This is a genomic window from Mucilaginibacter sp. SJ, assembly GCF_028993635.1.
Taxonomy (GTDB): Bacteria; Bacteroidota; Bacteroidia; order Sphingobacteriales; family Sphingobacteriaceae; genus Mucilaginibacter.
Genome location: NZ_CP118631.1, coordinates 5812835 through 5825770 on the forward strand (window position 1 = coordinate 5812835; position 12936 = coordinate 5825770).

General features: G+C 46.5%; 9 protein-coding genes and 1 pseudogene. 1 reads left to right on the plus strand and 9 read right to left on the minus strand.

The genetic code is table 11. The features are described 5' to 3' along the window. Positions 1 to 65 precede the first annotated feature (65 nt). The 8 genes from MusilaSJ_RS24035 to MusilaSJ_RS24070 form a co-directional block, all read right to left on the minus strand. Positions 66 to 362: a hypothetical protein gene (locus MusilaSJ_RS24035; RefSeq protein WP_274987302.1), complete on the minus strand. Its 297-nt coding sequence runs from the start codon at positions 360 to 362 to the stop codon at positions 66 to 68. Positions 363 to 426: 64 nt separating this feature from the next. Next, complete coding sequence (locus MusilaSJ_RS24040) at positions 427 to 681, minus strand: SGNH/GDSL hydrolase family protein (protein WP_274987303.1); 255 nt, start codon at positions 679 to 681, stop codon at positions 427 to 429. Between the two features lie 219 nt (positions 682 to 900). Next, positions 901 to 3330: a Hint domain-containing protein gene (locus tag MusilaSJ_RS24045; protein WP_274987304.1), complete on the minus strand. Its 2430-nt coding sequence runs from the start codon at positions 3328 to 3330 to the stop codon at positions 901 to 903. Positions 3331 to 3387: 57 nt separating this feature from the next. After that, the gene (locus MusilaSJ_RS24050) at positions 3388 to 7392 is read right to left on the minus strand and encodes a hypothetical protein (RefSeq protein WP_274987305.1); all 4005 of its coding nucleotides are present in this window, start codon (positions 7390 to 7392) and stop codon (positions 3388 to 3390) included. Positions 7393 to 7752: 360 nt separating this feature from the next. Next, entirely contained in the window at positions 7753 to 7983 is a 231-nt protein-coding gene (locus MusilaSJ_RS24055) for a transposase (RefSeq protein WP_274987306.1), read from the minus strand. A 46-nt stretch (positions 7984 to 8029) separates the two neighbouring features. After that, positions 8030 to 8407 (minus strand): nucleotidyl transferase AbiEii/AbiGii toxin family protein, encoded by a 378-nt coding sequence (locus MusilaSJ_RS24060; RefSeq protein ID WP_274990480.1) that lies wholly within the window; start codon positions 8405 to 8407, stop codon positions 8030 to 8032. Positions 8408 to 8917: 510 nt separating this feature from the next. After that, positions 8918 to 9211 carry a MafI2 family immunity protein gene (locus MusilaSJ_RS24065; RefSeq protein ID WP_274987307.1) on the minus strand — a complete coding sequence of 98 codons (294 nt, stop codon included), beginning with the start codon at positions 9209 to 9211 and terminating at the stop codon, positions 8918 to 8920. Between the two features lie 4 nt (positions 9212 to 9215). Next, on the minus strand, positions 9216 to 11519 hold the full coding sequence (locus MusilaSJ_RS24070) for a polymorphic toxin type 50 domain-containing protein (RefSeq protein WP_274987308.1): 2304 nt from the start codon (positions 11517 to 11519) through the stop codon (positions 9216 to 9218). 434 nt (positions 11520 to 11953) lie between these two features. On the opposite strand from MusilaSJ_RS24070, the pseudogene MusilaSJ_RS24075 reads away from it, so the two are divergent. Further along, positions 11954 to 12100, plus strand: a pseudogene (locus MusilaSJ_RS24075) (transposase); the annotation flags it as partial. Between the two features lie 151 nt (positions 12101 to 12251). Here the strand turns inward: MusilaSJ_RS24075 and MusilaSJ_RS24080 are convergent. After that, positions 12252 to 12935 (minus strand): hypothetical protein, encoded by a 684-nt coding sequence (locus MusilaSJ_RS24080; protein WP_274987309.1) that lies wholly within the window; start codon positions 12933 to 12935, stop codon positions 12252 to 12254. Position 12936: the final 1 nt, after the last annotated feature.

Genomic DNA, 12936 nt, shown 5'->3' on the forward strand with positions numbered 1-12936 from the left:
TTTTCGGATTGGAATCGAACTCCGATGTTAGTTGCCTTGATAACAGTGTATTGTGGTTTGTTATTTTAGATACTCAATGAATCATTCACTAACCATACACCGGCTTTTACCGATGCATTCGTCAGGATAACAATATTACCCAAAAACAATATAATATCTGGATGTTCCGGGAATGCTTGACCATCCCGTTCCGTACTCATTAGAGCAACGGGTAGTGTTAATGGATTTTTGAATTTATCAATGTATTTCAAGAAGATAGCATATTCGAAGTGTAACGGAACGCTCTGGCCTCTTTCCCGGAATGCATTGGTCAACGGCCCCGGAATATCCACCATGACCTTGAATACCTGTTTGAGTTTCATAATAGGCAAGGCCTATCGATTGAGTTGTGACAATTTGATCAGGATTATTAATTAACATGCCTATCTAACAGCCGCCGCCAATGGAAATACCGACGTCTGACAAATGGGTGCCTTCAATTGTCAGATCAGCATCTATCTTGTTATATCGCAGAAATTCGGAATAAAGGTCAACAAAGTTTACACCGCTCATTACACAAATATTCCTGGCTTCTTTGTTGTACTTAACGATTTTATTCTCCAGGCTATCAATATCGGTTGGGAAAACAGACTGTACACAAATACCTGTATTAGGAGATTTGGCCTTTATCAAATCTATCATTGGAAAAGCTGAGCTTTCCAAAGTGGTTTATTTGACGGGATTTCCTTGGCGTGCTTTTGCCGGCTGGTAATTGTTTTGTATTGATGCCAATTATTCAGGGATAACTTAAAACTGGCAAATTGATTGTGCCGTTGCAGACCTGCGGGACATGTAATGATTCAGCCGTTAAATACTCCGGCTTATCTGAAACGCTTAACGGCTGAATGCATTACTGCCGGGTTAAATAGAACGCACGGCAGCCATTCCTGCTAAAGTGTTGTACGCAAGTTGCTTCCCTAATGCAACGGCAAGGGATTCCTTGTTGATCTTTTGCCAGTTGTTTTTGGCCTGACGTTCTAAGTAAACATCAGTTCCCGTTTGCACGGTCATGTCAGCGAACAACCGGCCGATAACCGCGCCCGATTTGTCGAACAACAAATGCGCCGCTTTGGGCTGGTTTTGGTGATCGTGCCGGCAGGCTATCCTGCATTGTCCCAGTTCACTGCCATTTGCTGTAAGCGAGAGCGTTAATATCCCTTCCTTGGCTGAAGGCAACAGCCTGCCAAGCTTGACTGTTTCGTTAACGTGATGCTTCCATACAGGCTTTTCACCCATGGGAATAACGATTGGATCGGGTTTCTTTGTTTCATGCGTGTTGGCTGCTTTATATTCTGCTATAATGCTCAAATTTTTGCTTCCCGCAAGTATATCTCCCAATAATTCTATGCTGTACACACAGGCCATCAGGTGGCCTCCCGGATAGTTGGGCAAACTATCATGGCGCCATCCGGCATGCAGCGCCTTTTCTATTCTTCTACCGAACATTTTAACGATGTAATACTCCAGCAGTGATGCATGATGGTCCCATTTCCCGTTCTGCATATAAAATTCAGGTTTAGGTATGGAAAGTCTTTCCTTCGTTTTTCCTCCCGCATGAACCCGTCCTGAGGCTTTGGCCTTATTAACAACATCATCAAAGTCAATCTGATTGAAAATAGCCGGCAATTCAATATAGGGATTTCCAAGGCTTTCGCGGGATGCATCCATCAGCATTTGAATCGACGATACCACCGTTGCCGTAATCAGCGGATCGTATAACGGGTCTGCCGTCTCCGCTTCAACTGCCAGGAAGGTATCGGGGCCACCGACATAATAACATGGATGGTCGCGTTCCCAGTTCTGCAGCAGCAGATCATACACGACTTCGGTGTCGTCGTGCTGGGCAGCTTCAACCGTAGTGATACGCTCAACGGATATTGTTTGGTGCCGACTGCCGTTATGCCCGGCAAGGAGGGTTCCCACGGCTAATTTTCCGGCTCCCTTTGGCCCGATAGTCGGTGTACCGTCTAACAATCCCCAGGGATCAATAGCTGCATACGCAGGGCCGTCCGCAGCGGCCTGAAGAAATGGATGTGAGGCTGTTACTTTCAATTGCAGGTGGTTAATTTGATATAGCCGCCTGCCATGGAGCTTTGGCTGCTCAATCAGCACCACTTTCCTGGCGCCTTTGTCCGTCATGACTTCTTCTCCTATCCGGATATCCTTCATCATCCTGTGACTGCCGTCGGCCATGATCACCAGCGTGTCTTTACTGAAACAGCTGCCACTGCTGGGCACGTACCAGGCCAGCGATCCCCAAAAGCAAAGGCTGTTACTGTATCCATTCCCTGCATTGGTACTTCCGTAAGAAGGAAAAGTACTGCCTGAATACATGGTCATCGTATTTTCGGGCATGGAGGCACTGATGCCTGATGCCGCCAATTGTTGAAAATCAGCACCCGATATTGGCGCAAACCAGGCAGTATAACCGCCGTTCCACCATTCTCCCGGTCCGACCTGAACCGGAACATTTAATCCTGCCTGCTGATAGCCGGCTATTTTGGTGTCTACGTCCTGAACCCCAAGTGAAGAAAGTGCGATCCATAAGTTAAAAAGAAACCAGGTGGCTGCAGTAGCACTATCACCTCCCATGGCCAGGGACTCGTTGATATTGGCCGTAAATTCCCCGGAAACAATGCCTTGGTCAAGTATCAGTGCTGCCTGTTGAAACTGGGCCGGGGTAATGGCATTCAGTGCCGCAGTTGTCGGCGAATAGCCTGTGGCGAACACCGCAAGGTAACTTGCAGAAAGCGCAGGCATAAAGGTACTGTTATGAGCACTCAGGTCGCCGGATAGCTTACCCGTATCCAGACCTGCAGATAGGCTAAGCCGTATGGCATCGCTCAATGCTGTAACACAATAATTCCCCCACCAGGCCCCGTTCATTCCGGAATTGACCTTTGTAACACCCGAAAGTACCGCCGATGCAGCAGCAGACTGGGCCAGACCGCTGAAAAAGGCATCCCGATAACCTGAATAGGGACCCTTGTAGGTATAAGATGTCCGGTAATAGGCATACCAGGGCCCCGAGTCGTCCGGTTGTGGCGAGATATCATTGTTAGGCATGTTGACGGCCATCAGGTTACTTAATGCACCCCTGTGCGCGTTCTCCCAATCAATGCTGCCGAAAAAAGGCATGGCATCAATCAGGCCATATACCAGCGCCTTCAGGGTGTCTGAACCGGGATCCACTGCTGCGGGCCGGGCAGTCCCTGGAATAACCGTACCGGTGCCAATAGAATTGATGAGGTTTTCAGCCAGCTGTTCCTCTAATTGTAGATAGTTAGGCATATGCGATTGGATTAAATAAAATTAAAACCGGCCTCCGGTTGAAGGCCGGCCTGATATTTAAACTGATAAACCGGATGGGGCTTTAACAGTAATCGTGAAATTTGCACTGCCACTTCCGACAGGATTTGACATTGCGATCTGATACTGTTGGCTCATCGCGGTGAGGGCTTTGCCGCCGTTAGGGGCCAGCGTTCCCGTCGCCACGTCAAATGAAAGAAAGTCAGGAAGCCCGCTAATGGCGCTGTAACTTAGCGGGGTACTTGGTGTAAGCCCGAAGCTTGGCCCAAAGGTTTGCTGTTTCAACGGTGTTGTATTGAGATAAAAGGTCATATCCGCCATTTTTACAAAATTTGGCGCAATACCTTCCATGTTCAAAGTAAATTGCGTTCCTGAATTTCCGTCGCTGTAACTCACCGAGGTACCCTGTTGTACAAGATATCCTTTGGCCTGCGCAGGAGCATAATTGCCTTTGGTGTCCGGGAAAACGGGTTGTAGGGTCAGGCCCAGCGAAACGAGCGCGGTATCGTTGTTTGTTGTCGTTGCATTTCCTATGGGGGCTGACAGCCAGGTTTGCGTTAATACGGTTATATCTGCCGCGGTATTTGTGGCACCCGCAGCTGCCGGTGTCATCCTGGGTTGAAATGACACGGAGTAATCACTCATCAGGCTCAGCATCACGCCGACAGGCCCTTTGGCAGCTGCCGGTTGCACAAGTGTGGCAATCTGGCTCATACCCAGGCTATCTGTGTCGGTCTTCCAAACACATTCCGGCAGATTGGATTGGTTACCGAGGGCGATGCTTCCATCGGGATTGCAAACCAGTACCTGACCGGCGGCGGCTAAGGAAAACCCGAGCATCAGCAGTTTATTTCCCTCCGATAAAGCATAGGGTATAACGTAGTCGATGCTGCTGCATGCCGACGAAACGTAAAAGCCCGCAGGCCGCACATAATTGTCAACGAATTCCTTTACCGGGTCTGGTTGTTTCTGGAATAACATGTAGATCATCAGCCCCAGACCCACCAGGGCAGCCACTATGGCCAAGGGCCCGGCTACCGCTATCACGCTCGCCATAATTCCTTCAGCCGCAATAATCCCGCCTTCGATGAGCCAGCCGCCCACCATCGAGAATAAGGTCAGCGACCCGCTGATCACGTTGATAATGTCCGATGCCAGGGCCACGCCTGTTTCACCGGTGATCATAAAATAGATACTTAAGCCTATTCCCGCCAGGATCAGCACAGGGCCAAGGCGAGTGGCGATAAATTCATCCAGGTTTTTGCCGAAGATACGCACGGTCCACGATACCTGCTCAAGGTCGTTTTCACCGATAGTCATCAACATGGCGACCTCCTGGCGCATTTCCATAACACCTGCCGTGTCGCCAAGCCACCGCGCTGTTGTGCTGGATATTTCCATAAGGCCCTGGTTAAGCTGGGTAGCTTCGCCCTCGATCATAATACGGCTTATAGCGCCTGATCTTTGCCAGAAGGTCATGCCATCGACATTAAATATGGCATAGATCCGGATCCCCCGTTTAACAACCGCTGATACGATCTGTAAACCAAGCTGTACCGAATCCAATACGATCTGTGTACGCTGTGCCGCTGTCAGCTTGTCCCAGCTTTTGTATTGCTGGATCAGGTTGAACACGCACATCGTGCTGATGCCGCCGATCAATAAGCTGCCGAAGAGGTTACTTGCCGCGGCGAATTTGGGGTAGCTTTGGGAAAACCAGGTCGACCATTTCTGGGCGATATAGGGCAATGCCATGGCATCCTGCACAATACCCGAAAATGTCCGGAGCGCGGTGATGCTGTCCTGCAGGATTTTATCTGCGTTTTCATCATTAAGGATGTTCTGTATCTGGGCCGCCGCCTGTGCAATCTGTTGGTCTTCGTTGTTGATGTTTTGGTTGACGAATGTTTGAAGATATTCCTTGATCAGGCTGAAGTCTTCGGTATCACCGGTAAAACCGTACATGCTCGGCAGGATATTAGTTGCCAGGAACGTGTTTATTGTACTGTTATACTGCCTGGCGAAGAACCCCGATGGGTCAAGGGAGGTAAGTACGGTAATATTCTGCTGGAATAGCCTGGACAGTGCAGTGCCATCGGTACCTCCGGTGTTGATGCTCATTTGCAGGGCAATATTAGCGAGAATGGCCGGGGCGGTATTGTAGGTATAATAGGCAAATGCCCAGTACAGCATGGCGGTTTGTGCAAAATCCCCTGCCGCCTGCACCTGGTCTGTCAATGTTTTGATCAGGTCCGGCGGCGATGAACTGTCTACGGCAACGTTTTGCCGGATATCAGCAATAGATGCTGCTACCTGGGTTGCTATGATGGTCTGATATTGTTCATTGTTAACGATCTGGTCGTTGAGGTAATCGTTGATGGAAGGATTCAGGTTCGCCCATTCATACTGGAAAAGTAACTGGGCATGTGCCTGGTATACCGCCGAATTGGCAACCTGCTCCCTCAGCCAGGCTCCTGCCCGCGGACCGTTCATGTTTTTGCAATTCTCGTCGGCGCCTCCGGCCATCCCCTGCGTCATGACGGCCGTGCCCAGGGATTTGTACCATGCGGTCGGATCTGTTACGCCCGGTACAGCAGAATTGGCAACTTCCGCAAGTTTGCCGCTTAAGGTCGGCTGTGGCGTATTGGGAAACAATAAGCCCCAGATATCGCTCGATACAAAAGAGTTCATAATCGTCGACATGTCATTCAGAACAGCGGCCTGAACCTCATCCCCCCAGGCTCCCTGCGCGTTTTGTACATAAGGTGTAAGCGGGAGCAGTCCGTAAATATTAAGAGATTGGTCGGCCAGCGAGGTTTTAAGGGCAAGGATATGCCGGTGCGTATGCTGATGCAGGTCTTCATGAATGGCGATCTGGTCAATAGCCGCACTTGCGGTCAAACGATATGCAGCGATGCTGGTTCCCTTGATCCTGCCGCTATTCCCGCGTGCATCAAAGTGCAGCGTCCCGTTTTTGGGCAAGCCAAGTCGTTGCTGCAGCATGGTATCCAGGTTACTCCAGCTGATGTGGTCAGCTCCTGCAACCGTGCCCGGAACAATGTTTCCATTCAAATATAATTTACCTTTAAATATAGCAAATGGAGCACTTTTGACGCTGGTCTGGTAATATCCGGCCACCATCGGCATGACCCGTTTCCCGCTGAATCCGACAAGGGTCCCGTTAGGGGCAAGATCGTCAATTTCCATGACTCCATTGATGGTGATCGCCGCAGTATCTTCTACGGACTGCAGCCAATAGGGATAAACGCTGTCCGGTCCGGTACTGGGCAGGTTTACATCTTCAGGAGGGGCAACCGCTGATTTGAATGTCAATACCCATTGCATCTGATTGTTCAGGCTGATGCTGGGCGAAAAGGTACCCGCGGCTGGCTGCCATGGTATCGCTTGTGTTTGCGTGTCTTCGAACTGAAAGGTAAACGACGGGGGCAGGATCGGACCATTTGGGGTTTCCGTATAAGATAGGTTCAATCGTTGCGGAACCCATTGCGCATTTTTCCATTCGGCTGAATTGATATCCCACTGAAACCCTACCACGCTTCCACCGCTTGTAATATAACTCGCGCCGCAATTCAGGGCGACGTCACAACTGAAGTTTGCAGTGGCTGTAGCGTTCACAGACACCGCGTTCGCCGAATGGCCGATCACGCCTACTGCTCCCTGTGTTTTATGATTAATATGTAGCTGGCCCCCGCCAAAAGCGCCCTGCCAGCGGAGTATTTTATCATGACTGTCGTAACTCCAGGCCTCACGCGGCACGGGTATATGATCCATGAACAGTAAGTCACTTCCCGGATTGCCGGGATTGATCCGAAGCAGGGTTACCTGCTGCGGCAGGGCACCGTCCGGATTTCCGAATGTCTCCATCCGGTTAATGGATAGTTCATAGATCTCCGGTTTTCCGATTGTTCTTGGTCCCAGGTGGGAACGCCGCTGGTTAAAGCTGGTTTTGCCATGGCGGCGTGCATTGTCGTGGGCAAATGAGGCATGTTGCCTTGATTTTCCTGCCAGGTGTTGTGTTGCCATAAACTTTAATAATTTTTGTTTAAAAAGAAGATGTAGGTGTTATTCGTATAGGTTACAGGCAAAATACGGGCACAGATCATTCGCTTTATAGCGTAGAAATACTCAAATTTTTTTTTCCGTATTTCTACGCGGTTTTTTTTAACAGAGGTTTTGTTTTAAAGGATAATCAGTCCTTACACACCCTCAGCGCTGTCAGGGCGGCTGATGGAATCGATAAGACGATCAGTTTATTTAAAGGCGAGGCGCAATTATTAATGGGGCCCGAAGACGGTTACATGAGCAGTATAGAAAAACAGGGAAGCGGTGCCGGGCGAACATTGCTCTGGCGATAGGAGAACAAAGTTTTAGTTGGTTCAGCGCTTATAAACGATACGTTAAAGCAAGGAGTGGTATAAACTTCAGCATTAATCTGGGATGAAAACTCGATGCCCCGCCTTTATACTTCCGGTTGATCGGCTTCACATCCACCTCATCGACCACCTGTTTAACAATACGAACAGGATGATCTGTTGGTACTAATTCTTCCGGTTTGTACTGTAAAAACGTCAACTGGTCCGGATCGTATTCCTTAAAGATCAGCTTACCTCTCATGTCTTTAAGTTACATAAAATCCACCCTAAAACAAAAAAAGGCTGTCTTATGAGACAACCTCTATATCATTCAAATTCGCGATGAGGTCGCTGAAGTATTTCGCCCCCCAGATTTCTAAAACGCTGTCATCTGCAATGAAGCGTACCACATCATCCTTAACGCTATCGAAATCCACACTGTTGATCCTGTCCCCCAAGAGTTGCAGAAACTGTTCTTTGGTGATCGTTCCTTCGGTCCAGTTACCGCTATCCTTCGCTCGCAAAAGGAAGTGCCCCAGGTCAAGTTTTACACCTTTACGGATATACCATTCCAGGTCGTACCAATCCCTGCCTTTGACCCGGTTCTGCCATTTGCGGAACAACAGCACATGCATTTTTCCTGCAAAAAGGCTCGGCAAGGTAAAGGTGGATAAACCACAGCATATTGACCCCTATAGGCCGATTTGACTTTGACTACGTTCCATTATTGTAATCAAACAGTTAGGAATGCAAACGAAATTGGCGAAGTGGGGTCAATCCAAATGGTTCTTCCACTATCCACAACGAATAGTCGTAGTCGATATAAAAATTAACCTATAAAAAAGGCAAGTATATTTGTAGCGGTCTTATTTAAGGCATTTGATTGAAGTAAACACCTTGCCCCTATAAATATTACTATTTACCATACCCATTGGTCGCATTAGAAATTATATTTCCACCAAGGCTAATGTCCATGCATCAACTGGATAATTGTTAATATTGGCAGAAACAGCGACAAAAGTATTTGTATCATGCTTGATTTTCTTAGAGAAAGAATTCCTACAACACCCCCGGAGAGGTAGGAAGCCTATAAATACAAATATCGTCACACTACTCAAAGAGTGACTTCTTGTGATAAATTTAGCTAATAATGATTCAATTTGAGTGCCTCATGGTTAGTTATTGCAGTGTTTTTGTTATTTCACGTAGATAAAACCAAATAGTTGATCGAGCTCAGCTATGGGTCTAATGTCATATTCACATATCTCTTCTGTTGCGTTTAAATCTATATCTCCTAAAATTTCAGCAGAAATGTCGCTTAATCGTTCGTAATCGGAGACATTAGGTATGGCATCCAGATAACACTTAATCTGTAGGATTTGATCGTCTTTTATACCGATAGCAATCGCTCTAACTGCCGGCGAAATATTTCCTACTATTGCGCGTTTCCCTGAAGCGATTAATAAAGTTTTCACGTCTGTTTTAGTCATAATGTTATGGTCTTGCCGGCACAATGTGTGCCCCGGTTTTACTTGTTATTACTATTCCTTTTGTTGTAGCCTGTGCTGTATTGGTTACGGGATCGATATAATATCCAATATTTTGGCCAAAATCTACCCTTGTTTTGACGTCGTCGATTTTTTGAATCGACTTTACATTGCCATCAGAATAATTGTTTAATAGCACTTCAGCATCTCCTGTTAATATACTTTTACCCTGGATGTAGTTATTGTGCCCTTCAATATGCTTTCCTTGCTTTCCGGCGTTAATATATGGTTTTTCTTCATTACTGGTAGAGGTGCTTGGGGTATTCGATTGGCTCGATTCCGATAGAGGTTCAGAAGCAGGCTCTGGCAAAGGTTCAGAAGAAGGTTTCCCTACTCCGTCCCCCATGCCCATTATAATAGCAGCCCAAGACGAAGCCTCTTCGGTTCGCCGTGTAAATGCTTCCTGTGCCTTCTTATCAGGCCATTCTTTTAAAACTGTTCTGTTCTTGCTAATAAATATTAGATTGGGTTTGCGGGTGGCAACATGATCTTTCTTTATTACACAGCAAGGATCATGTTTCTTTTTTTTGTTCGAATTTTTTGATTGATCAAAAAATTTCCTTGCCGCATCCCCGTACAAGGTAAAACTTGCTGTTTCTACAGGAACGGCACTATTAGGAGCAACATCTGCAACAATCATCCCATCGGGGTCGATATTTCTAATCGGATTATCCTCACCGTAATTGTAGGGACTAAATCGCCTGCTAACTTCGGACATAGGATCAATGCTCGTCCATCGTGCAATACCAGGATCATAGAACCGCGCACCATAATCGTAATCACCGGTTTCTTGCTTCTCCTTGCCGTTGTATTTGTAATTATTCAGCGGAGACGCGGAATAAGAATTGCCGGGATTCATGTCCATGCCGAATGCGTAATAATCCTGTACCTGGCTGATCGTTCCGTCCTGCCTGATCGCAGCCCGCGTATTGCCCAGATGATCTTTCAGGTAATACTCATATAAGTAAGTATTGCCGCTCGGTGTTGCGCGGCCGTCCTCTGTTCTGACAAATTCTATAGTGCCGTTGTTGTATTCTATCCCGTCTATATATTCTCTCGTAATGCCCCCGGCTATCTTTTGCAGTTTTTCGCCCGTAGCATCATACACATAACTGATATTGCCCGGTGTGCGGGTTACGGTCGCGGGTAAGTTCAATCGATTATAGGCAATGGCAGTTACTTGATTTTTTGTATCTTTCGTCACATTGCCATTGCCATCATAGGTATAGGTTCCAGCCTGTGCGGCTGTACCCGCATCTGTCACACCCCATAATTTGTTACCAGCGCCGCCAGTGGTGTAGTCATAGGTAAAGGCGTTTAGGTATGTACCGGCAGTCGTCGTATTGGTACGCCACAGATGGTTAATGTTTCCCATCGGGTCATAATCCAGTCGTTCATTGAATTTGCCGACTGCCCCTGTTGTCGTATAATTTGCATTCAATAACCTGTTTAATTGGTCATAGTAATAAGCATAACTTTGCAATTGCTGGGTTAGCCCAAGCCCTGTCGGCACAGTTGTTTGCCATGTCATGCTTGCAATGTTGCCATTATATTGAGGAGAGGCTCCGCTATTATAGGTAAGTTGCTCCCCGAAAAGCTGTGTAGCGGTCAGCGAACTGGGGTTATTGATGGCCGATAGCCAGCCTCGTTCGTTGTACGTGTAGTTAATATCCTGCTTGAAAGTTACCCCATTGTCCGGACTGTGCAGGTGTTTCGTTTTTACCTGTCCAAGCTCGTTGTAGTCTGTCTGACTGATAAGCGTCCCGCCGGGCTGTGGTAGCGACTCATCCCAGATCACTTTCCAAATCTGCCGTTGCCGCCCCATGTGGTCATAGTAATATTGGGTACCGACCCCGACTTTCGGATTGCTTATACCGGCGAGGATATGAGCGAACGTGCTGTGATTGATTTGATCGTCAAAGTTGTAGGTAGTGGTGGTAATGTCCATGTTCCCCGTGTTATACCCTGCCGAGCCTCCCTTATAGTGCTGCTTGACGATAATAGTTTCCCTGCCGAAGTTATCGTAGCCATGTACAGTCCATAGCATTTGTCCTATGGTGCCGTCAGCGTTCAGTACCGCCACTTTGGAGCCTGTTGAGAGCCCTGTTACCCCGGTGGTCGATGAATTGGTGAACGCGGTATAAGGATTGCCGTTGAACGCATAGTCGTCATAGTAGGTTACGGTAAGTACGGTGCTTAATGTGGGGTAGCTGCCTATGCTACCGAGGATCGTCGTCGAAAGCAGGGTCAACTTGCGGATGGCCTTCTTTTATACCTCATATAATCTTTTTTGTTTTCGCGCTGAAAGTTGAAAATATTAATTACCGAAAGGTTGGCGGCACTTTTTACCTGATGCTGATTTATTCACTCGGCCTTATTTGTGTGGCTTATATCGCGAATTTTGTTTTGCAGCATTAAGCAAAACGAAGAATATCCTATCGATTTGTAGCCCGGATCTCAAATTGATAACCTCAATAACGCCCACTATCATAAATTATAATGCCTTCTTGCCAGGGAACTTCCGTCAAGGATATCTTCGGAAGCACCGGCTAAATGGTGCAGTGATAATATCGACCATAGCAAAATTTCATGCGATTTTGAAAATATTGATTTTATTACTTCCCGTTTGGTTTAATCAATTACTTTAGCTAATTAAACAGTGAAGAAGGAATAGCGCGGTGAAAAAAACGCTGTTTCGACGTAGAGCCAACTTTCGGAAATATCAAACAAAACCACGGGTTCAGAAGGTTTTTGCTTCGTGGTGAAGAAAAAGTGGAGATTGAATGGGGACTGGTTGCTATCGCACAAAACCTCAGGAAAAAAGCAGCCTAAAAATGGCTCTTTTAACCCTTTTTCAACCCGGGAGGCCTCGCTCAAAATCTCAATTCAATAAAAAACTCAATCCTACTATCAGACAATAAAAAAAAGCTGTATCAGTTGATTTATGATACAGCCTCTTTGTATCTAATTTATCAGTTAGCATTTAGCAAGCATAGTAAAGATCGATGATTATCGATTCTTTGTCTTTCCATTTTATCCAGCCTTTTACAATCTTATTTTCAGGACAGCCCTCGCACTCTTGTGAGCACTGTACTCTGATCCAATCGCCCTTTACTTCCAATACCTTGTAGCTGTATTCTTTATTATCACTAACTACAGGTGACTTGTTATCAGCTTCCTTGTAAAGCGGATGTTGCTTGTCAGCCTTAACGTAGATCCTTTTCATGTAAACACACCAATCCTGATACTCAATGCCTTTGGTCGGATTTACGATTTTCCAAGCTCCATTTACAAAGACTTTATAACCACCTCGGCTTTTAATTGCATCAAACACAACAACGTTTTCATCAGGATAAAAAGCTCGAATCGATACTTTAGGTAAGGGAGTTTTGTATTTGTCGTGTTTGATTGAATAATAGGGATAATACGACTTTATGCTATTTAGTACTTCATTTTGTTGTACCCGTCTGGCATAGATTACGTTTATTTCACCGCCAGCCGTTTGGCTTATTTTTAAACTTAAAGAGCCATTGTTCTCAAGTACTTTGATATCCTTGAATTCGTCTTTAGCAAAGACAACTCCAGTGCCCAGCATTTTTGTTTGTTGAGCATGAAGGATATCCAACTGTGTTAATAGTAATGCAACTGCTATTATTAATGATTTCATG

What these genes read in the sequence shown, in the direction of transcription:
- MusilaSJ_RS24035 (WP_274987302.1), bottom strand. Translation starts at nt 362, where the DNA reads ATGAAACTCAAACAGGTATTCAAGGTCATGGTGGATATTCCGGGGCCG.
- MusilaSJ_RS24040 (WP_274987303.1), bottom strand. Translation starts at nt 681, where the DNA reads ATGATAGATTTGATAAAGGCCAAATCTCCTAATACAGGTATTTGTGTA.
- MusilaSJ_RS24045 (WP_274987304.1), bottom strand. Translation starts at nt 3,330, where the DNA reads ATGCCTAACTATCTACAATTAGAGGAACAGCTGGCTGAAAACCTCATC.
- MusilaSJ_RS24050 (WP_274987305.1), bottom strand. Translation starts at nt 7,392, where the DNA reads ATGGCAACACAACACCTGGCAGGAAAATCAAGGCAACATGCCTCATTT.
- MusilaSJ_RS24055 (WP_274987306.1), bottom strand. Translation starts at nt 7,983, where the DNA reads ATGAGAGGTAAGCTGATCTTTAAGGAATACGATCCGGACCAGTTGACG.
- MusilaSJ_RS24065 (WP_274987307.1), bottom strand. Translation starts at nt 9,211, where the DNA reads ATGACTAAAACAGACGTGAAAACTTTATTAATCGCTTCAGGGAAACGC.
- MusilaSJ_RS24080 (WP_274987309.1), bottom strand. Translation starts at nt 12,935, where the DNA reads ATGAAATCATTAATAATAGCAGTTGCATTACTATTAACACAGTTGGAT.